The sequence below is a fragment of the Streptomyces sp. G45 genome (assembly GCF_049542095.1).
In the GTDB taxonomy this organism is placed as follows: domain Bacteria; phylum Actinomycetota; class Actinomycetes; order Streptomycetales; family Streptomycetaceae; genus Streptomyces.
The window spans coordinates 8,808,274-8,832,780 of record NZ_JBMUZU010000001.1 but is presented as its reverse complement, the minus strand read 5'-3'; the positions used below and the strand labels follow the sequence as shown (position 1 = coordinate 8,832,780).

At 74.8% G+C, this 24,507-nt stretch carries 11 protein-coding genes; 4 read left to right on the top strand and 7 right to left on the bottom strand.

The window, feature by feature from the left end; translation table 11 throughout:
* Nucleotides 1-10: 10 nt before the first annotated feature.
* Nucleotides 11-1,624, top strand: a complete 1,614-nt coding sequence (locus tag ACOBQU_RS37535; protein ID WP_423633725.1) for a DUF885 family protein — start codon at nt 11-13, stop codon at nt 1,622-1,624.
* On the opposite strand, the gene asnB is transcribed toward ACOBQU_RS37535, so the two are convergent.
* From asnB to ACOBQU_RS37500, 7 genes are all read right to left on the bottom strand, one after another.
* Nucleotides 1,603-3,417 (bottom strand): asparagine synthase (glutamine-hydrolyzing), encoded by a 1,815-nt coding sequence (gene asnB, locus ACOBQU_RS37530; protein ID WP_423633723.1) that lies wholly within the window; start codon nt 3,415-3,417, stop codon nt 1,603-1,605. The two genes, ACOBQU_RS37535 and asnB, sit on opposite strands and share 22 nt — an antisense overlap.
* Nucleotides 3,375-4,583 (bottom strand): GNAT family N-acetyltransferase, encoded by a 1,209-nt coding sequence (locus tag ACOBQU_RS37525; protein ID WP_423633721.1) that lies wholly within the window; start codon nt 4,581-4,583, stop codon nt 3,375-3,377. Before ACOBQU_RS37525 ends, asnB begins: the two co-directional genes overlap by 43 nt.
* Nucleotides 4,580-5,947, bottom strand: a complete 1,368-nt coding sequence (locus ACOBQU_RS37520; RefSeq protein ID WP_423633719.1) for a DUF6002 family protein — start codon at nt 5,945-5,947, stop codon at nt 4,580-4,582. Before ACOBQU_RS37520 ends, ACOBQU_RS37525 begins: the two co-directional genes overlap by 4 nt.
* 5 nt (nt 5,948-5,952) lie before the next feature.
* The gene (locus ACOBQU_RS37515; protein WP_423633717.1) at nt 5,953-6,861 is read right to left on the bottom strand and encodes an LLM class flavin-dependent oxidoreductase; all 909 of its coding nucleotides are present in this window, start codon (nt 6,859-6,861) and stop codon (nt 5,953-5,955) included.
* Nucleotides 6,862-6,967: 106 nt separating this feature from the next.
* The gene (locus ACOBQU_RS37510; RefSeq protein WP_423633716.1) at nt 6,968-8,761 is read right to left on the bottom strand and encodes a non-ribosomal peptide synthetase; all 1,794 of its coding nucleotides are present in this window, start codon (nt 8,759-8,761) and stop codon (nt 6,968-6,970) included.
* Nucleotides 8,748-10,637 carry a non-ribosomal peptide synthetase gene (locus ACOBQU_RS37505; protein ID WP_423633714.1) on the bottom strand — a complete coding sequence of 630 codons (1,890 nt, stop codon included), beginning with the start codon at nt 10,635-10,637 and terminating at the stop codon, nt 8,748-8,750. Before ACOBQU_RS37505 ends, ACOBQU_RS37510 begins: the two co-directional genes overlap by 14 nt.
* Nucleotides 10,634-11,806, bottom strand: a complete 1,173-nt coding sequence (locus ACOBQU_RS37500) for a cytochrome P450 family protein (protein WP_423633712.1) — start codon at nt 11,804-11,806, stop codon at nt 10,634-10,636. The genes ACOBQU_RS37505 and ACOBQU_RS37500 overlap by 4 nt, the downstream gene beginning before the upstream one ends.
* A 931-nt stretch (nt 11,807-12,737) precedes the next feature.
* Between ACOBQU_RS37500 and ACOBQU_RS37495 the strand changes: the two genes are divergently transcribed.
* From ACOBQU_RS37495 to ACOBQU_RS37485, 3 genes are all read left to right on the top strand, one after another.
* On the top strand, nt 12,738-14,198 hold the full coding sequence (locus tag ACOBQU_RS37495) for a condensation domain-containing protein (RefSeq protein ID WP_423633710.1): 1,461 nt from the start codon (nt 12,738-12,740) through the stop codon (nt 14,196-14,198).
* Between the two features lie 451 nt (nt 14,199-14,649).
* Nucleotides 14,650-14,832 carry an MbtH family protein gene (locus tag ACOBQU_RS37490; protein WP_423633708.1) on the top strand — a complete coding sequence of 61 codons (183 nt, stop codon included), beginning with the start codon at nt 14,650-14,652 and terminating at the stop codon, nt 14,830-14,832.
* Nucleotides 14,833-14,887: 55 nt separating this feature from the next.
* Complete coding sequence (locus tag ACOBQU_RS37485; RefSeq protein WP_423633706.1) at nt 14,888-24,481, top strand: amino acid adenylation domain-containing protein; 9,594 nt, start codon at nt 14,888-14,890, stop codon at nt 24,479-24,481.
* The last annotated feature ends 26 nt before the right edge of the window (nt 24,482-24,507 follow it).

The following is a 24,507-nucleotide window of genomic DNA, read 5'->3' as shown; positions in this document are numbered from 1 at the left end:
GAGGAGGACCGTGAACGGGACCGTCGATCTGGCCAGTCTGGCCAAGAGGTTCTGGGCCTGGCGGGAGGAGACCCAGCCCGACTCCGGGGACGACCTGCCGAGGGTGGAGCGGCCCCCGGGGTGGGTGGCCGACTGGTCACCGGCCGCCGTCGCCGAACGGGGCCGCGTCCTCGGCGAGTTCGAGCGGGAGCTGGCGCGGCTCCCGGACGGCGTGGACGCCCGGCTGCTCGGCTCGGCCGTGGCGCGGGCCCGCTGGGAGCTGGACCAGCAGCGCGGCTGGCAGCGCAACCCGTGCTTCTACGTCGACCAGACGCTGGGCCCGCTGTACTGCGTGCTGCTCGACCAGCGGCCGTTCACCGGGGAGCGCGCCGACGCGGTGCTGCGGCATCTGCGCCGGGTGCCCGAGACGCTGCGCCACGCGCGGCAGCACCTCACGGGGCACGCGGAGCGGCCGTTCGCCCGCTCGGCCGTGCGCAAACTCGACCGCGTACCGGAGCGGTTGACGGCGAGCATGCGGGCGCTGGCGCCGCTGCTGCCCGCCCCGGAGGCGGGCGCGCTGCCCGAGGCCACCGAGACGGCCGTGCGGGCGCTCGTCGGCTACCGGGAGTGGCTGGCCGAGGCCGACGGCGGCTTCGCGGACCGCGTGACCACCGGCGACGGCCTGGACGTGCTGCTGCACCGGGTGGCGCTGCTCCCCCACCGGCCGGAGCGCATCCGGGAGCTGGCCCGGCAGGAGTGGGACCGGGCCACGGTCCTGGAGCGGGTGCTGCGGGCCCGCCACCGCGACCTGCCGCCCGCCGCGCTGCCCCGGACGGCGGCCGAGCAGATCGCCCGCCAGGAGGCCGCCGAGCGGGAGATGCGCGCCTTCCTCGCCGAGCGCGGCCTCTTCGACGCCCCCGAGGACCTGCGGCCCTACCGGTTCGTGCCGATGCCCGCCCAGCTGGCGCCGCTGACCTGGCTCGGCGTGTGCGACGACCTCACCTCGATCACCCGGCCCCGCGCGCAGGCCGTGCGGTACGTCCCCGAGCCGGGACCCGGTCTGCCGTACTTCCCGTACGCGGACGCGCTCGACCCGCGGCTCGGCATCTGCCACGAGGGGGTGCACGCCCAGCAGCTCGCCCTGGCGTGGGAGCACCCCAACCCCGTACGGCGGAGGTTCTACGACTCCACGCCCAACGAGGGCGTCGCCTTCCACCAGGAGGAGCTGCTGCTGTCGGCGGGCCTGTTCGACGACGCCCCGCACAGCGCGCTGATGATCGCCGGGTTCCTGCGGCTGCGGGCGCGGCGCGCGGAGGTCGACGTGGGCCTCGCGGCGGGCGAGCTGACCATCGAGGAGGCCGCGGACCGGCTGGATGCGGTCCTCGGCGACCGGGCGACGGCCTGGGAGGAGGCGGTGTTCTTCGCCGGGAACCCGGGCCAGGCGCTGAGCTACCAGGTGGGCAAGGCCCAGATCAACGAGCTGCTCGCGCAGCTGCCCGGCGATCTGGACCTGGCCGCCTTCCACCGCCGTCTGTGGCAGGAGGGCAATGTGCCGCTCGCGCTCCAGCGGTGGGAGCTGCTCGGTCTGCGCGACCACCTCGACCGGGCGGACACGCTCGCCGGTCACTCCACCACGACGTCGTAGGCCCGCATCCAGCGGTCCACCTCGATCAGCGGAAGCAGCAGGTGCAGCGTGTCGGCGACGGCCATCATCGGCCCGCTGCGCCCGCCGAGGCGCCGTACCGCGTCCGCGTCGAGCAGCGGGGCCAGCGGCGAGGCGGGGTCGGCGAGGAGCGCGTCCAGCTCGCCGCGGACCCGCTCGCCGTGGGCGGGTGAGAACGTCGCCGGGTAGGCGCTCTTGCGCCGCTGGAGGATGCCCTCGGGCAGCAGGTCGGCGACGGCGGCGCGCAGCACGCTCTTCTCGCGGCCGTCGCCGGTCTTCATCTTCCAGGGCACGTTCCAGACGTACTCGAGGAGCCGGTGGTCGCAGAACGGCACCCGCACCTCAAGGCCCACGGCCATGCTCATGCGGTCCTTGCGGTCCAGGAGGTAGCAGAGCGGGCCCTGGAGGCTCAGGTGGAGCACCTCGCGCATGCGTGCCTCAAGGCCCGACTCGCCGTCCAGGCGGGGCACGCGGGCCAGGAGCGTGGTGTAGCGGTCGTGCTCGTCGTCCTCGGGCCTTACCCGGGCGCGCACGTCGGGGGCGAGGCAGTCGGTGAGCCGGGGGCCGTTGCCCAGCCAGGGGAAGGTGTCGGCGCGGACGGTCGCCGGGTCGAAGAACCAGGGGTAGCCGCCGAACACCTCGTCCGCGGCCTCCCCGGACAGGGCCACGGTGAAGCGCTCCCGGATCCGCGCGAACAGCAGGTACATGGAGGTGTCGAACTGGCCGAGCGTGGGCAGGTCGCGCGCGGCGAGCGCGTCCGGCACGGCGTCCGCGAGGCGGGCCGGGTCCAGGAGGACCTCGGTGTGGTCGGTGCCCAGGTGCGCGGCGGCGGCGTGCGCGAACGGCGCGTCGCGCTCCGGGCGCAGCGGGGTGGACCGGAAGTCCGCCGCGGCGTCCTGGAAGTCCATCGAGTACGTGGCCAGGTCGGGCCGTTCGGCGGCGGCGAGCGCGGTGACCGCGCTGGAGTCGAGTCCGCCGGACAGCAGGGTGCAGGTGGGCACGTCGGCGACGAGTTGCTCGGAGACGATGCCGGTGAGCAGGTCGCGGACGTGGCTCGCGGTGGTGGCCTCGTCGTCGGTGTGCTCGCGGCTGACGAGCCGCCAGTACGGGGTGGAGTGCGTGCCGGAGCGGTCGACGCGGACCAGGTGTCCGGGCGGGACCTGGTACAGGTCGGTCAGGGCGGTCTCGCCCGGCATCAGCAGCCGGGGGTTGAACAGGACGGGGAGCGACTCCAGGCGGGTGCGGGCCCGGAACTCCGGGTGGGCGAGGAGCGCCTTCGGCTCGGAGGCGAACAGGACGCCGTCGGGGCGCGGGTGGTAGTAGAGGGGCTTCACGCCGAGCCGGTCGCGGACCAGGAGCAGTTCTTCGCGCTCGGCGTCCCAGATGCCGAAGGCGTACATGCCGACGAGGTGGTCGACGAAGCCCGCGCCCCACTCCAGGTAGGCGCGCAGCACCACCTCGGTGTCGGACGCGGTGGTGAAGCGGTGCCCTCGGGAGCGCAACTGGGCGCGCAGGGCACGGTAGTTGTAGACCTCGCCGCTGTAGGTGAGGACGACGGGCGGCCCGCCCGGGGTGCGTTCGGCCCGCATGGGCTGCCGTCCGCCCTCCAGGTCGACGACGGAGAGCCTGCGGTGGCCGAGCGCCGCGTGCGGGGCGGTCCAGACGTCACCGGCGTCGGGGCCGCGCCTGCTGAGCGTCGCCGTCATGGCCTCGATGGTGGGCCGCTCCGTCCTCAGGTTCCGGGCGAAGCCGACCCAGCCCGCGATTCCGCACATGGCAGTCCTTTCAGGAACACGTCGAGATCGACCTCGGTGGCGCCCAGGACACCGCCCGTGCGCCACTGCAGGGCCGTGCGCGGCGGCCGCTCGCGGTCGTGGAAGTACGTGGCGCGCAGCCCGTCCCGCTCCAGGGCGAGGACGGGGTTGGCGACCAGGAAGTCCCGCACGGCCGGGGTGTCCCGGCGGACGCACAGCCACAGCCGTTTGCCCGTGAAGTGGTTGGCGGGCGGCGCGATGTGCGGGTGGAGCTTGCGTTTGAACTGGACGATGCCCTTGCTGAGGAAGGGCTCGGCGCCGGACAGGTCGACGCGGGCGAGGCCCGCGCGCTGGGCCCACTCCAGGATCGCCACGTAGAGGGCGACGTAGGTGCCGGAGCGGTAGCGGTCCTCGGAGCCGTCGAGGACGCCCGCGAGCCGCAGGACGAGCGTGTCGGGCTCCAGGCGGCAGAGCATGCCCGCGACGCGCTCGCCGTGCTCGCGCAGGAAGAACAGCACGCCGTGCCGGAACAGGCTGTGCCAGGCGGCCGCGCGGGGCACGGAGCGGGTGGCGGCGCCGTGCCTGCGGCTCATGGTGGGCCGGTGCATCCGGTCGTAGAAGTAGGTGAAGTCGGCGTGTGCGGTGGCCACTTCGAGGTCGCGGTCCAGGGCCCGCTGTTCGCGCTGGTACTGCTGGCGGGCCTTGCGGGACAGGCGGGAGGTGACCGGTGCGGTGTCCAGGGGCACGACCAGGCCGACGCGGAAGGGCGCCACGACGGTGGGCTGTGCCGCGGGCGGGCGGAACGTCCGGCCCGCGGGGCAGCCCACGGCGAGCAGGTCCGCCTCGGGCACTCCGCGCGCGGCGAGGTCCGCCCAGGTGGTGCGGCGGCTCTCGCGGCGCGCGGTGGGGCCGCGCCGCTCCTCCAGGAAGGGCAGCACGTGGTCGAGTCCGGCGCCGATCCCGGCGTAGGCGAGGGTGAGCGCACCGGCGTCGGCACCCTCGGGGTGGGAGACCGTGACCTCGGGGCGCAGGGCGGCGCAGGTGTCGACGGCGTGGTGCAGGCGCACGAGCCGGGGGTCGGTGCTGTTGTGCCAGCGGTAGCGCCACTCCTCGGCCCGGCGGCGGGCGGGCCCGCCGCCGGTGTGGTCGCCGGTCCGGCTCGGGCGCCGGTCCTCGGTCGCCGTCATGCACTCGCCGCTGCGGTGAGGAGCTTGGCCAGCTCCGGTGCGGTGCGCACCGGTTCGGTGTGCTCGACGGGCAGCGGGGGGATGGTGTCGTCGGTGTAGTAGCCGGAGGCGTGCAGGACGACGTCGGTGCCCGGGGGGATCAGGCCGCGCTCGCGGCCGACCAGGATGCCGGTGAGCGCCTTGACCAGGGACCACTCGCGGATCCGCGCGGGGTCCTCGACGATGGTGAGGCCCGCGCGGGCGGCGAGGTCGCGGACCCGGTCGAAGCGGTCGAGGCACTCGCGCCGCGACACCACGATCCCGCCGCCGCCGTGCTGGTGGATCAGCGGGTCCATCTCGCGTGAGGTGACGGGGTTCTTGGTGTAGAACGTCGGGTCGATGACCTCGGCGGGGTCGTCGGTGACGGCGGGGAACGCCGCGTCGTCGCCGGACTGCCGCCAGGGGCCGGTCTCGCCGTCGCGGGTGTAGTGCGGCACGGCGCGGCCGAGGGCGCTGACCACCATGTCGGGCGTGGCGAGCTGCTGCACGAGGAAGAAGCCGGGGTGGCGGGCGGGTGCGGGCAGGTCCGGGTAGTGGCCGTCGGTGAGTATCCGGTGGCCGAGGTGGTAGCCGAGCAGTCCGTAGGCGCTGGAGACGGCGTGCGCGTGCCAGCGGGGCGCGGAGTCCTCGGTGAGGGGCAGGAGTTCGGCCTCGGCGTAGGCGCGCACGGAGTCCGCGACGCGGTAGTTGTCGAGGTCGAGGGTGTACCAGCAGCGGAATCCGGTGCCCGCGAGGGCGTCATCGGCGTAGTGGTCGACGACGTCCTTGGCGAGGTCCTTCACTCCGGCGGGCGTGTCGACGTCGGCCAGGGCCAGCGGGTTGGCGGCGCGCAGGGCGGGGTCGTCGGAGAGGGGGCCGCCACGCAGCTTGGCGGTGGACGCGGCGGGCGCGACCATGACGACGCGCAGTTCGTCGGGGGTCGCGAAGCCGGTGGCGTAGGCGCGGGCGACGGCGTCGCGCAGGGCGCTGCCCTTGTTGCCGGAGGTCGGCGTGAGGAAGATGACGCGCTCGCCGGTGCGGCGGATGTGCGCCACCGCGCGCGCCACCATGGTCAGGGACGCGAACGCCTTGGTGGTGCGGGTGCCGGGGCTGCGCATCAGGTCGAGCAGGTACAGCTCCTCGTCGAGCCGGGACAGGACGAGGTCGGTGACGTCGGTGAAGCGGGTGTACGCCGCGTCGGGCTCCGGCGGGGCCAGCGGCACCGGGGGCGGGGCGGCGGGGTCGCGCAGTTCGGTGAGGCGGCGGGCGGCGGCCAGCACACCGGCGTGGTAGTGGGTGAGCGCGTTGCGGACGGTGCCGAGGTGTTCCGGGTGGGCGTCGGACATGGGACTTACCCTTCTGTTCGGTGCCGCGCCCGCAGCGCGGGCAGGACGTCGGTGGCGATCCGTTCGAGGACGGCGGGGTCGGCCTGGTGCGGCGGGGCGGTGCGCGGGAACGGCACGACGAGGTCGGTGACGCCGAGTTCGGCGTAGCGCCCGGCGAGTTCGGCGAACGCGTCGGCGGACGTCAGCGCGGAGTGCGTGCGGTCGCCGTGGTAGACGAGCCGGTCGACCTCCGCCGGGTCGCGGCCCTCGCGCGCGCACGCCTCGTCGAACCGTTCCAGCTGCTCGCGCACGATGGCGGTGTCCACTACGGCGGCGCGCAGGCCCGGCTTCGGGGAGGTGCCGTTGGTGATCCAGATGTCGGCGTGGCGTGCGGCGGTGCGCATGACGCGGGGCCCGGTGGCGGCGACCGCGAGCGGCAGGCGGGGCCGCTGGCGGCAGCCGGGGATCATCCGGGCGGCTTCGGCGCGGTAGTGCCGCCCGGTGAAGTCCGTGACGTCCTGGCGCAGCAGACGGTCCGTCAGTTCGGTGAACTCGGCGAACCTGGCCGTCCGGGTGCGGGCGTCCAGCGGGGGCTCGCCGAGCACCCGGGCGTCGGGGCCGTCGACGCCCGCCCCGATGCCGAGGATCATGCGCCCTTCGGAGATGTCGTCCAGGGCGACGGCCTCTTTGGCGAGCGTGACGGGGTGCCGGTAGTTGGGCGTGCACACCAGGGTGCCGAGGCGCACGCGGCTGGTGACGGCGGCCGCCGCGGTGAGCGTGGGCAGGGCCGCGTACCAGGTCTGGTCGAGCAGGTCGCGCCACCCGATGTGGTCGTGCGTCCAGGCGTGGTCGAAGCCCATGGCGTCGACGGCCCGCCAGTGCGCGGCGGACTCGCTCCAGGACTGCGCGGGCAGGATCAGCACTCCGACGCGCATGGGCGCCTCCCCGTGGTGACGTGAGCGGTGACGTGGGCCCGGGTGCGGGCCGCGGCCGTGCGGTGGCCGGATCCTCCGGCGGCCCCGGGTCTTCGGGCGGCGGTGCTCATGTGTCGCGCTCCGGTGCGATCAGGGCGTCGACCTCCGCCGGGTCGAGCCCTTCGATCTCCGCGAGGATGGCGTCCTCGACGGCCCGGGCGAGCGCGCGCACCGTCGCCTCCCGGAACACCAGGCTGACCGGCAGGCGCACACCGAACTCGGTGAAGACGCGGGTGACGACGCGGGCCGCGAGCAGCGAGTTGCCGCCCAGCTCCATGAAGTCGTCGTCGACGCCGACCCGTTTGACGTCCAGGACGTCGGCGAACACGTCGCACAGGATGCGTTCCTGGTCGTTGTCGGGCGCGGTGTACGGCGTCTGGGGGCGCAGGTCGTCCGGAGCGGGCAGGGCGGTCCGGTCGACCTTGCCGTTCTGGTTGAGGGGCAGTTTCTCCAGGGCCTGGAGCGTGGCGGGGACCATGTGCTCGGGCAGCCGCTCGCTGAGGTAGGCGCGCAGCGCGGCGGGGCTCTCCGTGGCGACCGCGTAGCCGTCGAGGCGCCAGGCGCCCTCGGGGGTGCGGCGCGCGAGCACCGCGGCCTCGCGCACCCGGGGGTGTCCGGCGAGGGCCGCCTCGACCTCGGCGGGCTCGACGCGGAAGCCGCGCACCTTGACCTGGTCGTCGACGCGCCCGACGAACGCCAGGCCCCGCGGGGTGCGCTGGGCGCGGTCGCCGGTGCGGTACATGCGCGCGCCGGGCGCGGCGGCGAACGGGTCGGGCACGAACCGCTCGGCGGTCAGGCCGGGCTGACCGACGTAGCCGCGGGCGACGCCGCGCCCGCCGATGTACACCTCGCCCTCGTCGACGGGGCGCAGCCGGTCGTCGAGGAGGTGGACGGTGACGTCGGTGATGGGGGCGCCGAGGGCGGGGTCGGCGGGCCAGTCGGAGGCGGGGCCGGGCAGGGGGTTGGCGGTGGCCTGGTGGGTCTCCGAGGGCCCGTACTGGTTCTCCAGGGTGGCGCCGGTCTCGGCGAGGAAGCGGCGCACCTCCTCGGTGACCCGCAGGGGTTCGCCCGCCGCGATGATCTCGCGCAGGGCGAGCCGGGGCCGGTCGGGCGCGCTCAGGTGGGCGCCCGCGAGCTGGCGCAGGAAGCTCGGCGAGAGGTAGAGCCGCTCGACCTGCTCGCGGGCGAGCAGGTCGAGCAGCAGGAAGGGGTCCTTGCGCCGCTCCTCGGTCACCGTGACGAGGCTGCCGCCCGCGAGCAGCGCGCCGAAGACCTCCTGGAGGGACATGTCGAAGCCGAGGGAGCAGAACTGGGCGCAGACGCGGGGGTTGGGGACGCGCAGGGCCCAGTCCGCGACGTTGGCGAGCGTCCGGGCGGGCAGGCCGATGCCTTTGGGCCGCCCGGTGGAGCCGGAGGTGAAGATCACGCACAGCAGCCGGTCCGGCGACGCGTGCCGCTCGGGCGGGGTGGCGGACTCGGCGTCGGTCCCGGGTCCGGGCGGGCCGGAGAGGTCGGGCAGCAGCGAGGGCGCGCCGAAGCCTTCCGGTCCGAGGACGAGGCGCGCCCCGGACACGGCGACCAGGCGGGCGAGCCGGTCGTGCGGATAGGTTCCGTCGAGCGGCAGGTAGACACCACCGGCCTTCATGATCGCCAGGAGTCCGGTGATCGCCTCCACGCCGCGCGGCAGGCAGCAGCCGACGACGTCCTCCGCGCCGATTCCGCGGGCGCGCAGCTGGTGGGCGAGGCGGTTGGCGCGGGCGTCCAGGGCGCGGTAGGTGGTGCGGTGGCCGTCGTCGCCGACGACGGCCACGGCGTCGGGGGTGAGTTCCACCTGCCGGTGGAACCGGTCAACGACGTCCATCGGGGGCCTCCTGGGCGGTGGGGGTGGCGGAGGGGGTCGCCTGGGGGGCCGTCGCGGGGGCGGCGGTGGCGGCGGTCGTGGTGGTCGCCTCGCGGGCCGCCCGCACCTCGTCCGCGAGCGCCCGCGCGGTCTGCGAGCGGAACAGCGTGCGCAGCGACAGCGAGACGCCGAACGCGCGGTTGACGCGCAGCACGACCTGCGGGATGAGCAGCGAGTGGCCGCCCAGGTCGAAGAAGTTGTCGTGGAGGCGGATGCCGGTGCGCCCCAGGACCTCCTCCCACATGGCGATGATCCGGCGGTCCGTCTCGTCCCGGGGCGGCGCGGGCTCGTGCCGCTCGTCGCGGGGCTCCGGCAGGGCCTTGCGGTCGACCTTGCCGGTCGCGGTGGACGGCAGCCGCTCCAGGACGACGCAGGCGTGCGGCACCATGTGGTGCGGCAGCCGGGCGCGCAGGAAGTCCAGGAGCGCGTCGGCGGTGGGCAGTTCCTCGCCCGCCGGGGGCGCGGCGTACGCGGTGAGGCGGGCCCCGGCGTCCGTGGTGCGGGCGGTGACGGCGGCCCGGGCCACGGCCGGGTGGTCGCGCAGCACGCCCTCGATCTCGCCCGGCTCCACGCGGTAGCCGTGGATCTTCAGCTGGAAGTCGGCGCGCCCCAGGAACTCCAGGGTCCCGTCGGGCCGCCACCGCCCCCGGTCGCCCGTGCGGTACATGCGCCCGCCCGGGGTGTCCGTGAACGGGTCGGGCAGGAACGCGGCGGCCGTCAGGTCCGGGCGGCCCAGGTAGCCGCGCGCGAGCTGGCCGCCGCCGACGTACAGGTCCCCGGGCACGTTGACCGGCACCCTGCGCAGCCGCTCGTCGAGTACGTGGATCTTGCCGCCGGACACGGGTGAGCCGATGGACGGCGTGGTGGGCCAGTCGTCGGGCGGGGCCTGGAGGCGCAGCGCCGTGACGACGTTGACCTCGGTGGAGCCCCACTGGTTGTCGAGGACGAGTCCGTCGCCGAGGTCCGCGCACATCGCCCGCAGGTGCTCGCCGACGGTCAGCCGGTCGCCGGTCGTCACGATCTGGCGGACGCTCGCCACGCTCGCGGGGTGGCGCCGGGCGTGCCGGGCCAGTTCCTCCAGGACGGCGCCGGGCAGCAGCACGGTGTCCACCTGGTGGCGCCGGATCAGTTCGGCGAGGGCGGTGACGTCGAAGCGGTCGGTCTCCTCGGCGAGGACCACGCAGCCGCCGGACCACCAGGCGGACAGGAGTTCGTAGCCGCACACGTCGGACGTGACGGGGAAGTACTGGAGCACCACGCCGTCGAGGCGGTAGCGGCGGCTGGTCCACTCCATCAGGCGGGCGGTGGGTCCGTGCTCCATCACCACCGCTTTGGGGCGCCCGGTGGAGCCGGAGGTGAACACGGCGTACAGGGCGTTGCCGGGACCGGCGGCGAGCGGCGGGTCCGTGTCCAGGGCGCCGGGCGCGCCGGAGAGTTCCTTGACGGTCACCGCCGGGACCGGCCAGTCGGCGGTCGCGTCGGGCTCGGTGACGACGCAGGCGGCACCGGAGCTGTCGGCGAGCAGGGCCAGGCGCTCGCGCGGGTGCTGCGGGTCGAGCGCGACGTACGCGGCGCCCGACTTGGCGATGCCGAGCAGGGTCACCGGCAGGTCGGCGGTGCGCTCCAGGCAGAGTCCGACGCGGGACTCGGCGCGCACGCCCCGGGCCCGCAGGCCCGCGGCGACGCGGTTGGCGCGCGCGTTCAGCTCCGCGTACGACAGTCGTTCGGCGCCGCTGATCAGGGCGGGGGCGTCGGGGTGGCGGCGTACGCGGTCCTCGAACCGGGCGACGACGGTGGGGCGGTCCGCGAAGGATACGACGGGGGTCGTGCCGTTCATGCGCGCTCCTTCGGCGTGAAGGTCGCCGGGATGGCCGCCGGGCCGCGCAGCAGGGGGCCGAAGCTCCACACGACCTCCTCCAGGGGGATGTCGGACCGTATGTCCCCCAGTTCCTCGAACAGTGTCCGCAGGGCGATCTCCGCCTCGGCCCGGCCGAGGTGCGCCCCCAGGCAGAAGTGGGTGCCGTGCCCGAAGGCGAGGTGGCCGCCGCGGGGCCGGTCCATGTCGAAGACGTCGGGGTCGGCGAAGCGCGCCGGGTCGCGGTTGGCGGCGGCGAACGACAGCAGGACCGTGCCGCCCTTGGGCACGGGCACGTCGCCGACGGCCATGTCCTCCAGGGCGTAGCGGTTGTTGGCGACCTGGATGACCGAGTCGTACCGCAGCAGTTCCTCCACGACGTCCGGCCAGCGCTCCGGGTCCGCCGTCGCCCGCGCCAGCTGCTCGGGGTGCTGGAGCATCCGCACGATGCCCGCGGACACCAGCGGGACCGTGGTGATGTGCCCGGCTCCCAGGACGGCGGTGACCATGCCGCGCAGCTCGGACTCGTCGCGCAGCTCCCCGGTGTCGAGGGCGCGGAGCAGCGCGGTGGTCACGTCGTTGCCGGGGTGGGCGCGCTTGTGGTCGATGATGCCGGTGACGTACTCCTCCACGAACGCGGCGGCCTCCGGGTCCGGTTCGCGGGCCGCGGCCGCCCACCAGAAGCGGTGCAGGAACTCCGCCGGGTCCGCGCGCTCCTCGGGGGGCACGCCGAGGATGTCGTGGATCACGGCCACGGGGACGACCAGTCCGTACTCGGCCATCAGATCGGCCCGGCCGCGCCCGGCGAACGCGGCGATCGCCTCCCGGCAGGCGCGGGCGATCCCGGGGCGCAGGGCGTCGACGGCGCTGAGGCTGAACGCGGGGTTGACGACCCGGCGCAGCCGCCCGTGGTCCGGCGGGTCGGTGTCCAGGACGCTGCGGTCGGCGGGGGCGAGGGGGTCGGCGCCCGCGGCGTTGCGCGGGTCGGCGCTGAGCCGGGAGTCGAGCAGTCCCGCGCGCACCAGGTCGTAGGAGGTGACGAAGCAGGTGGAGTCCGCGTCGGTGTCGCCGCCCATGGGGCAGGCGGGGGCGTTCTCCCGCAGCCAGCGGTAGTTCGGATAGGGATCCGGGTCAGCGGGATAGCCCTTCATGGCGGGACACCCTCCTCGTCGGTTCGGGTTCTGTGCGCGGCCTTGACGTTCTCTGCTGCCCTTCGCGTGCGTGTCGCCCTTCGCGTCGCCCTTCGCGACGGCGTCTTCCGGCGACCGGTGCGGAGGAGCGACGTGGAGTGACGAGGAGCGACGAGGAGGGGGAACAGGGAGGTGGAGCGAGGTGCGTAGCGAACTCGCCGCGACCGGGGGCCGAATGTGCCGCGCCCGGCCCGGCGTGGGTCCTGCGTGATAAGGGGGGCGAGCCGTACCAGCGGGTGGTGATGTGGGGCTTCCGACTCCGAAACCTCGCCGCGGAAGTCGGTGTTGATCACGGGACCACGAAAGCTTGGACCAGTCCGTGAAAGGCTGTCAAGCGTGGCGCTTTCCCTGAGGGCGCCGTCTTCGTCGGGCCGGGGGCGACAGGGTGAACTTGGTCTCATCCAAGGGCGACAGCAAGGTGCGCTCTCGCACGAAGAGGTCCGGTCTGCCATGACTTGAACACTTAATCTGGAGGGTTAACCTCCGTTTACTGGTGTCCTGTTGACAGTGTTGCTGGCAACTGCACAGAATGGCCGAGCTGTCACGCCAACTGTAAGCAAGTAGTCCTTCTCAGCAAGCGATCCTCGTGGAAACCGGCGCAAACACGCCGGATGTATCGACAACTTGATGATTCTTGCCCGGACTTCTCACCGTCACCGGCCCGAACCGAGCGACGTGCCGGTTTTTTGATCCCATGACAGTGATGCCATGAAAGTGATCTCACGACAGTGATCCGATGACAGGCGCTCATGGCCCCGATGATCTGCCGGGGCACCCTAAACAGTGCTTTCCCTAGGGGTTCGTGACCATCTTCCTGGGAGTTTTCTACGTTGCGAGGAAAACACCGCCCGGGCGGCCTCTTCCCTGACGCGCCGCGCGCAGAGGAGGGGACGTGAAGGGCGACCGAGAGGAGCTGCTGCGCCGCCGCCTGGCCGGGCGGGCGCGCAGGACCGGCTCCCTGGCCAAGGCCCGCCGCGCCGAGCGCCCCGAACTCTCCTTCGGGCAGCGCCGCATCTGGTTCATCGACCGCCTCCAGCCCGGCAGCGCCGCCTACACGATCCCGCTGGCCCACCGTCTGCGCGGCGAGGTGCACCACGCCACCCTGGACGCCGCCCTCGCCGCCGTCGTCCGCCGCCACGAGGCGCTGCGCACCCGCTACCCCGCCGACAAGGGCGAGCCCTACCAGCTCGTCGAGGACACCTGTCCCCCGCTCGCCTTCGAGGACCTGAGCGCGGCGGACGACCCCGAGGCGCGGGCCCGCGCGATCCTCGACGAGGAGACGCACGGCGCCTTCGACCTCGCCGGGGGCTCCCCGCTGCGGGCCCGGCTGCTGCGCCTCGCGCCGGACGACCACGTCCTGCTCGTGACCGTGCACCACATCGCCTTCGACGGCTGGTCCCTCGGCGTCTTCCTGCGGGAGCTGTCCGAGTGCTACGCCGCGCTGCGCGCGGGCCGCGCCCCCGACCTGCCGGAACCCCCGCTCCAGTACGCCGACTTCGCCGCCTGGCAGCACGCCCACCTCACCGCCGAGCGGCTGCGGGGCCACCTGGAGCACTGGCGCGCCGAGTTGGACGGCGCCCCGCACGTGCTGGAGCTGCCCGGCGACCACCCGCGCCCCGAGGTGCCCTCGCACCGCGCCGGCGCGGTGGCCTTCGAGGTGCCCGCCGCCACGGCGGACCGGCTGCGGGACCTCGCCCGCGCCCACAGCGCCAGCCTGTTCGTGGTGGTGCTCGCCGCCTACCAGGCCGTGCTCGGCCGCCACGCGGCGATGGACGACCTGCTCGTCGGGGTGCCCGTGGCCGGGCGCGACCGCCGTGAGCTGGAGAACGTGATCGGCTTCTTCGCGCACACCCTGCCGCTGCGGGCCCGCCTGGACGACGACCCGCCGTTCGTGGACCTCGTCGCCCGCGTCCGCGAGACCGTCCTTGAGGGGATGAACCACCAGGAGCTGCCCTTCGACCAGCTGGTCGAGCACGTGGCGCCGACCAGGGAACTCGGCCGCTCCCCGCTGGTGCAGGTGCTGTTCAACCTGCTGACCGGCGAGACGGGCACGGAGCCCGGCGCGCTGCGCCTGACGGGCCTGGAGGTCGAGGGGTTCGCGGGCGAGGCCGCCAGCACCCGCTTCGACCTGGAGTGTCACGTCCAGGACCACGGGGCGGGGCTCACGGGCCGGGTCGTCTACGCCGTGGACCTCTTCGACCGTACGACGATGGAGTGGTTCACCGAGCACCTGCTGAATTTCGTCACGGCGGTGGCGGACGACCCCACGGCGCGTGTGTCAGACATATCCCTCGTCACGGACGAGGAACTGGAACTGATGGCGCGGTGGAACGCGGCGAGCGACGTGATGTGAGCGCGTTTCGAGCGGCCCGGGAAAACGGGCCGCGGCACGGGCAGGACAAAAGGTCCGAGGAGGCAGGCTGGAAAAGCGGGCGGCCCACGCCGTCACGGCGTGACGCTCCCCCACCGCATTCGCCTCGGCCTCTCGCATTCCCTTCGACCGCGCCCACGGGTGCCCGCCGTCAACGGGACCGGGCACATCCGGCGCACAAGATTGCCCGCTCCGCACTCCGCGTCGGTACGGCTTCCGCGTACGCACCCCGCCCGATCTTCGGAAGTCCGGCCCCCGGCCGTGCCACGCGTGGCGCCCCAAGCGACCACTGAGCGACTGCCAAACACCCCCTGAGCGACATCGTCTGAGAAATTCCCGCAGCGGATTCCCGAAAGAACACTCCTTTCCCCACAGCGGACCACAGCGAACCTCAGCGGACCCAGCGGACCCCAGCGAAAAGGGAGGACGGCCCATGCGTCACCGTGTCGTGGTGAACCACGAAGAGCAGTACTCGATCTGGCCCGTGGACCAGGAATTGCCGCCCGGCTGGACCGACACCGGATTCACGGGCCCGCGGGAGGACTGCCTCGCCCACATCAGCGAGGTGTGGACCGACATCACCCCGCTCAGCGTGCGCCAGTCCCTCGGCGGCTGAACCACCGCCCCACCCCCGCAGCCCCCCTCGCCGTGCACACGAACCTGGAGGACGCATGACCGCCGAACGCCCCCGGCTCACTCCGGGACAGGCCGCGCTGCTCGCCCAGCGCCTCAAGGGCGGGCGACGCGCCACCAGTGCCGGACCCGAACTCGCCCCCCGGCCCCCGGGCGCCCCCGCCGAGCCGTCGTTCGCCCAGATGCGCCTGTGGTTCCTGGACCAGCTCCAGCCCGGCGCCATCGCCTACGTCATGCCCGACGCCACCTACCGGCTGCGCGGCCCCGTCGACGCCGACGCGCTGCGCACGGCCCTGCGCGCCGTCACCGCCCGGCACGCGGCGCTGCGCAGCCGCTTCGAGAACGGCGACGCCGGGCCCCGCCTGGTGTTCGACGACCCCGAGGAGACCCGGCTCGACGTGGTGGACGTCTCCACCGAGCCCGACCCGCACGCCGCCGTGCGGGCCTTCGTGCGCCAGGCCGCCCGCACCCCCATCGACCTGGACACCGGCCCCCTGCTGCGCACCACCCTGCTGCGGCTCGCCCCCGACGACCACGTCCTTCAGGTGACGGTGCACCACAGCGTCTTCGACGGCCTGTCCATCGGCGTCTTCGAGGCCGACCTGAGCACCGCCTACCGCGCCGTGCTCACCGGCACCGCCCCCGACTGGCCCGAGCTGACCGTGGACTACGCGGACTTCGCGGCGTGGCAGCGCGAGGCCCTGTCCGCCGAGGCCACCGCCGACGACGTCGCCTACTGGCGCGAGCGGCTCGCCGGGGCGCCGCCCGTGCTCGAACTGCCCACCGACCGGCCCCGGCCGCCCGTGCCGTCCTACCGGGGCGGCACCGCCTCCTTCACCGTGCCCGCGCCCGTCGTGGACGCGCTGCGCGAGATCTCCCGCAGCCGCCGCGCCACTCTGTTCATGACGACGCTCGCCGCCTACCAGGAGGTCCTCGGCCGCTACGCCCGCACCGACGACGTCGTGGTGGGCTGCCCCACCGCCGGGCGCGAGCGGCCCGAACTCCAGGACCTGATCGGCTTCTTCGTCAACTCCCTGCCGCTGCGCCCCCGCCTGGACCCGGGGCGGTCCTTCGAGGACCTCGTCGAGGCCGTGCGGGACACCACCCTGGACGCCTTCACCCACCAGGAGCTGCCCTTCGACCGGATCGTCGAGGAGCTGGCGCCGCCCCGCGAGACCGGCCGCAACCCCATCACGCAGACCTGGTTCGACCTGTTCACGCCGCGGGTGCGCCTGGAGCTGGAGGGGACGGTCGCCGAGAAGTTCCCCGCGCACTGGTACACCACCCGCTTCGACCTGGAGCTGCACCTGGTCGAGCACGCCGACGGCAGCCTGCGCGGCCATCTGGTGTACGCGGTCGACCTGTTCGACCGGGCCACGGCCGAGCGCCTGGCCGAGCACTACGTCACCCTGCTCACCGCCGTCGCGCAGGACCCGAGGCGCCCGCTGGGCGAGCTGACCATGGCGCCGCCCGCCGAGCTGGACCGCCTCCTGCACGGCTGGAACGACACCGCCACGCCCGAGCGGGACCCCGACGACGCCACGGTCATCGGCGCGTTCGAGCAGCAGGTCACCCGGACCCCCGACGCGACGGCCCTGGTCTTCGGCGACGAGCGCCTCACCTACTGGGAGCTGAACTCCCGCGCCAACCAGATCGCCTGGCAGCTCAAGGACACCGGCGTCGGCCCCGAAACCGTGGTCGGCCTGCTGCTGCCGCGCGGCCCGGAACTCGTCGCCGCGCTCCTCGGCGTCCTGAAGGCGGGCGGCGCCTATCTGCCCCTGGACCCCCAGCACCCGCAGGACCGCGTCGCCTTCATGCTCGACGACGCCGGGGCCCGGCAGGTCATCGCCGCCCCCGGGCTCGTGGACCGCCTCCCCGCGGGCGTCGCCGCCATCGAGCCGCCCGCCCCCGACGGGCGCCCCCGCACCGACCCGCCGCGCGCCACCACCGCCGACCACCTGATCTACATCATCTACACCTCGGGGTCCACGGGCCGCCCCAAGGGCGTGGCGATGACGCACCGTCCGCTGCTGAATCTGCTGCGCTGGCAGCTCGGCCGGGCCCGCACGGCGGGCCCCACACTGCAGTTCTCCGCCATCAACTTCGACATCTCGTTCCAGGAGATGTTCTCCACCTGGCTGGACGGCGGCGCCATCGTCCTGGTCACCGAGGACCAGCGGCGCGACCCCGACCAGCTGCTCGACACCATGATCGGCGCGGGTGCCCGGCGGCTGTTCTGCCCGCCGATGGTCCTGGAGCAGATCGCGCAGGCCGCGAGCGTCCGCCCGGCGCTGCCGCCGCTGCTCGACATCCACACGGCGGGCGAGCAGCTGCACCTCACGCGGGAGATCACCGACCTCGTCGAGCGGCTGCCCGGCGCCCGCGTCGACAACCAGTACGGGCCCACGGAGGCCCACGTCATCACCGCGCACCTGCTGGAGGGCGACCCGCTGGACTGGCCGGTGGACCCGCCGGTGGGCAGCCCCATCGACAACACCCGCGTGTACCTGCTCGACGAGCGGATGCGCCCGGTGCCGGTCGGCATCCCCGGCGAGGTGTACGTCGGCGGCGCCTGCCTCGCCCGGGGCTACCTCAACCGGCCGGACCTGACCGCCGACCGGTTCCTGCCGGACCCCTTCGCGACCGAGCCGGGCGCGCGCCTGTACCGCACCGGCGACCTCGCCCGCCGCCTCGACGACGGCACGCTGCAGTTCCTGGGCCGCGCCGACGACCAGGTCAAGATCCGCGGCTACCGCATCGAGCCCGGCGAGATCGCCGCCCTGCTCGGCGAGCACCCCGACGTCACCGACGCCGCCGTCGTGCCCATCGAACTCGTCCGCGGCGACCTGCGGCTCGCCGCCTACGTCGTCCCGGCGGCGGGCACCGCGCCGGACACCGCGGCGCTGCGCGCCTACCTGGAGGGTCTGCTTCCCGACTACATGGTGCCCAGCTATGTGCTGACGCTGCCCAAGCTGCCCCTGACCGGCCCCGGCAAGCTCGACCGCAAGGCGCTGCCGCTGCCGGACCGGGAGTCCGGTGTCTCGGACGACTACGCGGCGCCCCGTGACGAGCGGGAGGCCGCCATGGCGCGGATCTGGGCGGAGGCGACCGGCCTGGAACGCGTCGGCGTCCACGACGACTTCTTCGACCTCGGCGGCCACTCGCTGCTCGCCACCCGCGTCACCGCGCGCGTCAGCAAGGTCTTCGGCGTCGACCTGCCGCTGCGCGCGATCTTCAGCCACCGCACGGTGGCGCGGCTCACCGCCGCGCTCGGCGGCGCGGTGCCCTTCGCCCGCACCGCCCCCACCCGCCGCCCCGACGGCGAGGAGCCCCAGCTGTCCTTCGCGCAGCGGCGACTGTGGTTCCTGGACCGGCTCCAGCCGGGCCTGATCGCGTACGTCATGCCGGACACCACCTACCGCATCCGGGGCCCCCTGGACGTACCCGCCCTCGAAGCGGCGCTGCGGGCGGTCCTGGACCGGCACGCGGTGCTGCGCAGCCACTACGAGCAGGGCGCCGACGGCACGCCCCGGATCGCGTACACCGACAGCGCGGACATCGCCGTGGAGCACCGCGATCTGAGCGGCGAGCCCGATCCGCTGCGCGCCGCCCTGGAGTCCACCGAGCGCAGCGGGCAGACGCCGTTCGACCTGGCCCGGGGCCCGCTGGTGCGCCCCACCGTGCTGCGGCTCGGCGAGGACGACCACGTCCTTCAGGTGACCGTGCACCACTCGGTGTTCGACGGCGTGTCCATCCCGGTCTTCGAGGAGGAGTTGACCCTCGCCTACCGGGCCCGCACCGTGCCCGGGGCGCCGCAGCCCGCGCCGCTGCCGGTGGACTACGCCGACTTCGCGGCCTGGCAGCGGCGGGCCCTGACCGACGAGGTCGCGGGCGCGCACGCGGCGTACTGGCGCGCGAAGCTCGGCGGCGCCCCGCCGACCCTGGAGCTGCCCACCGACCGGCCGCGCCCGCTCCAGCCGTCGTTCCGGGCGGACATCATCCGCTTCGACCTGCCCGCGGACGTGGTGCGCGCCCTGCGCGAGCTGGCCGGGGCCCGCGAGGCCACGCTGTTCATGGCCACGGCGGCCGCCTACCAGGCGCTGCTGGGGCGCTGGGCGGGCACCGACGACGTGGTGATCGGCTGCCCGGCCGCCGGGCGCGACCGGCCCGAACTCGAAGGCCTGATCGGCCTGTTCGTCAACTCGCTGCCGCTGCGCACCGACCTGTCCGGCGCGCCCGCCTTCGGCGAGCTGCTCGACCGGGTCCGCGAGACCACCCTGGACGCGTTCGCCCACCAGGAGCTGCCCTTCGAGCGGCTCGTGGAGGAGCTGGCCCCGCCGCGCGACATGGGGCGCAACCCGATCGTGCAGGCGTGGTTCGACCTGTTCACACCGCACTGCCGCCTGGTCGTGGAGGGCGCCGAGGCCGAGCGGATCGTGCCGGAGGGCGGCACCACCCGCTTCGACGTCGAGCTGCGCCTGGCCGAGCAGGAGGACGGCGGCCTCGCGGGCGAACTGGTCTACGCGACCGACCTGTTCGAGCGCGCCACCATGGACGTGTTCGTCGAGCACTACGCGGCCCTGCTCGCCCGCGTCGCGAAGGACCCCGGCCGCCCCGTGGACGAGCTGGTCGACGTCGCGCCCGGCGAACGGGCCCGCCTGCTGACCGGCTTCAACGACAGCGCGCTCACCGGCGTCGACCCCGAGGCCACCGTGATCGGCCGGTTCGAGGAGCAGGCCCGCGCCACCCCCGACGCCACCGCGCTCGTCGCGGGCGCCACGCGGTGGACCTACCGCGAGGCCGACGAGCGGGCCGAGCGGATGGCCGCCGCGCTCACCGGCCGCGGCATCGGCGTGGAGACCCGGGTGGCGGTGTGCCTGCCGCGCACGGCGGAGCTGCCGCTGACGCTGCTGGCCATCGCCAAGGCGGGCGCCGTCGCCGTCGGCCTGGACCCCGACCACCCGGCGGAGCGGCTGCGGCTGCTCGCCGCCGACTCCGGGGCCGCGCTGGTCGTCACCGCGGGCCCGGACGCCGCCGACGGCGACTGGCCCGTGCCGGTCGCGACGGTGGCCGACCTCGACGCGCCGACCAACGCGCCGCCGGGCGGGCGGCACCGCGCGGGCCCCCGCAACGCGCTGTACGTCGTCTACACCTCCGGCTCGACGGGCCGCCCCAAGGGCGTGGTGATGGACCACGGCCCCACGGCCCGCCTGATGCACTGGGCGGCGCAGCGCTACGCCCCCGCCCCCGTCGCCCTCCAGTACTTCCCGGTGACGTCCGACGTGTGCGCCTACGAGATGTGGTCGACCTGGTGGACGGGCGGCACGCTGGTCCTCGCCGACGAGCGCGACCGGTACGACACCGACCGGCTGGCCGCGCTCGTGGAGACCCACCGGATCACCACGGTGCTGCTGCCCGGCGCCGTCCTCGGCGAGCTTGCCGCGCGCCACCCGGAGCGCCTGGGCTCGCTCACCGAGGTGATCACCACCGGCGACCGCCTGGTGATCACGGACGCGATCCGCGCCCTGGGCGTCCGCGTGGACAACCAGTGGGGCTCCACCGAGGTCAACGTCGTCACCGCGGGCAGGCTGAGCCCACCGGCGGCGCACTGGCCGACCCTGCCCGGCATCGGCGCGCCCGTCTCCGAGGCGCGGATCTACGTCCTCGACGAGCGGCTGCGCCCCATGCCCACGCGGGTGCCGGGAGACCTGTACGTCGCCGGGCCGCCGCTGGCGCGCGGCTATCTGGGGCGCCCGGACCTGACCGCGGCGTCGTTCCTGCCCGACCCGTTCGCGGGCGAGCCGGGGGCCCGCATGTACCGGACGGGCGACCGGGGCCGGTGGCGCACCGACGGCACCCTGGAGTTCCTGGGCCGCGCCGACTTCCAGCTGAAGGTGCACGGCTACCGCGTGGAGCCCGGCGAGATCGAGACCGTCCTGGAGGCGCACCCGGCGGTGTCCCGCGCCGCCGTCACGGCGCTCGCCGACGGCACCGGCGGCGGCGACGGTGTCCGGCTGGTGGCCCATCTGGAGACGCCGGGCCTCGACACGGACGCGCTCCTGGACTGGCTCGGCGACCGGCTGCCCGCGCACATGACGCCGCGGGACTTCGTCACGCTGCCGGTGCTGCCCACCACCGCCACCGGCAAGATCGACCGGGGCGCGCTGCCCGCGCCCGAGCGGAGTTCGGCGGACGGCTCGCCGCGCCACGCCGTCGACGCGCGGATCGCCGAGGTGTGGGCGGAGGTTCTCGGCCACCGGGACTTCGGTGTCCGGGACGACTTCTTCGCCCTGGGCGGCCACTCGCTGCTGTGCGTGGAGGTGCTGCACCGCGTCGCCCGGGACTTGGGCGTGGAGCTGCCGCTGCGCGTGATGTTCACGCACCGCACCGTGGCGCGGCTCGCCGACGCGGTCGCGGCGGCACGGGAGGCGGAGGCGCGGGAGGCGGCGACACGGGAGGCGACGGCCAAGACGCCCGCCGTGGCTTCCGCCGGGAGCGGCGAGGGTCCGCGCAGGCCGTCGTTCGCGCAGCGGCGGCTGTGGTTCCTCGAACGCCTCCAGCCGGGCCTGCCCGCCTACTTGGTGCCGTTCGCGCACCGGCTGCGCGGGCCGCTGGACGCCGACGCGCTGGGCCGGGCCTTCACCGGCGTCCAGGACCGGCACGAGGTGCTGCGCTGCCGCTTCGACGAGCGCGACGGCGAGCCCGTCCTGCTGCCGGGGCCCGCCGTGCCCCTCACGGTGGTCGACCTGGGCGGCGCCGCCGATCCGCTGCGGGCCGCCGAGGAGCACGTCGCGCGCGACGCGGTCGCCCCGTTCGACCTGGCGGGCGGGGCGCTGGTGCGCGGCACGCTGCTGCGGCTCGCCGACGACGACCACGTCCTCGCCGTCGTCGTCCACCACGCCGTGTTCGACGGCCTGTCCCGGCAGCTCTTCGGCCGTGAGCTGGCGGCCGCCTACGAGGGCCAGGAGGTCGCCGAACCTCCGTTGCGCTACGCCGACTTCGCCGCCTGGCAGCACGACGCGCTCACCGCCGACGCCGCCGCCGAGCACCTCGCGCACTGGCGCGAGGCGCTGGCCGGTGCGCCCGCGGCGCTTGAGCTGCCCACCGCCCGGCCGCGCCCGCCCGTGCCGTCGTACCGGGGCGCGGTGGTCTCCTTCGACGTGGACCGGGAGACGGCCAAGGGCCTGCGCGAACTCGCCAGGTCCCGGGGGGCCACGCCGTTCATGACGGCCCTTGCCGCCTTCCAGGTGCTGCTCGCACGGACGGCGGGCGTCGACGACGTGGTGGTGGGCAGCCCCGTGTCCGGCCGCCACCGGCCGGGCCTCGACCGGCTCATCGGGTTCTTCGTGAACCTGCTGCCGCTGCGCGCCGACCTGTCGGACGATCCGCGCTTCGACCAGCTCCTGGACCGGGTCCGCGAGGACACCCTCGCGGCGTTCGTCCACCAGGACCTGCCGTTCGAGCAGCTCGTGGAGGAGCTGGCGCCGCCCCGCGACCTCGGGCGCAACCCGGTCGTCCAGGTGTGCTTCCAGCTCTTCGACGCGGACGCCCTGGACGCGTTCACGCCCGCGGGCCTGGAGGTGTCGCCGTTCGACAGCGCGGGCGCGGTCACCCGCTTCGACCTGGAGATGCACCTGACGGCGCGCTCGGACGGCACGCTCGCCGGTGAACTCGTCTACGCCACCGACCTGTTCGACGAGGCCGTGGCGCGGCGCGTCACCGAGCACTACGCGACGCTGCTCGCCGCGGTCGTCCGCACCCCCGAGGCGCCGGTCCGCTCCCTGACGATGACCGGCCCCGCCGAGCTCGACCTGGTCGCGCGCCCCCAGGAACGGCACGCCGCGGGCGCGGGCGCCGCCGTGACCGTCGCGGAGGCGTTCGCCCGGCAGGCCCGCGAGACCCCCGACGCGCCCGCCCTCGCCCACGGCGCCGAGCGGTGGACGTACGCGCGGCTCGACGCCCGCGCGAACCGCGTCGCCGCCGCGCTCGCCGCCCACGGCCCCGAAGCGGTGGTGGCGGTCCTGCTGCCCCGCGGCGCCGACCTCGTCACGGCGCTCCTCGGCACCCTCAAGGCGGGCGCGGCCTATCTGCCGGTCGACCCGCACCTGCCGCCGGAGCGGATCGCCTTCCTCCTCGCGGACTCCGGGGCGGCGACGGTCCTGACCGTGCCCGAACTGGCGCACCTGGTGCCGAAGGAGCACTCCACGACGCTGCTCGGAGCCGTCGAGGCCGCCGAGGACCGCGCCGCCCCGGCGCCGCCGCACCCGAGGAGCGGGGCCCGCGCGGCGTACGTCGTCTACACCTCCGGCTCCACGGGGCAGCCCAAGGGCGTCGCGGTCCCGCACGCCGCGCTGCTCAGCCTCGTGCGCTGGCACGTCGCCACCTACGCGCTGCGGCCGGGTGACGTGGTCAGCCAGGTGGCGAGCCCGTCCTTCGACGCGGCGGGCTGGGAGATCTGGCCGACGCTGCTGTCCGGGGCCTGCCTGGACGTGCCGGACGACGACACGGTCGCCTCCCCTCAGGCGCTCGCGGAGCACTTCGCGGCGGCGGGCACCACGCTCGCCTTCGCGCCGACGCCGCTCGCGGAGGCCCTGCTCGACCTGCCGCTCGCGGACACCACCGCGCTGCGGGCCCTGCTGACCGGCGGCGACGTGCTGCGCCCGCGGGCGGCCGCCGGTGCGGGCCTGCCCGTGGTCAACCACTACGGGCCCACGGAGAACGCGGTGGTGGCGACGGCCACCGGTGAGCTGACCGCCCCCTGGGAGCTGCCGCCCATCGGGGCACCGCTCCCGCACGTCACGGCGTACGTCCTGGACGAGGCGCTGCGCCCGGTGGGCTTCGGCGTGCCCGGTGAGCTGTATCTGGGCGGTGCGGGCGTGGCGCGCGGCTATGTGGGCCAACCGGCCCTGACCGCGAGCCGGTTCGTGCCGGACCCGTTCGGCGGGGAGCCGGGCGCCCGCCTGTACCGGACGGGTGACCTGGCGCTGTGGCTGGAGGAGGGCGGGCTGCGCTTCCTCGGCCGCGCGGACGACCAGCTCGCGATCCGCGGCTACCGCGTGGAGCCCGGCGAGGTCGAGGCCGCGCTGCTCACCCACCCGGGCGTCGCGGCGGCGGCCGTGACGGCGGCGGACTCGCCGGGCGGCCCGCAGCTCGTGGGGTACGTCGTGCCGCGCGGGGCGGAGCCCGCCCCCGCCGAGCTGCGCGCGCACCTCGCGGCCACGCTGCCGCGGCACATGGTCCCGGCGGCGTTCGTGTTCCTCGCCCGGCTGCCGCTCACCGCGAGCGACAAGGTCGACCGGCGGGCCCTGCCCGCGCCCGAGTGGTCGGGAACGGAGGCGGTGGCGCCGCGCACGGCGACCGAGGAGGCCGTCGCCGAGATCTGGGACGAGGTCCTGGGCCTCGCGGAAGGCGCGGGCGTGGGTGTCCACGACGACTTCTTCGACCGGGGCGGGCACTCCCTGCTCGCCACCCGGGTGGTCACGCGCGTCGACGAGGCGTTCGCCGTGCGGCTGCCGCTGCGGGCGCTGTTCGAGCACCGCACGGTCGCCGAGCTGGCGGGCGTGATCGAGGCGGCCGTGCGCGCCGAGGTCGACGCCATGGCGGAGGAGGAGGTCGCCGAGGAACTGCGGTGAGCACCGCTCGGCCACACGCCCGCTGT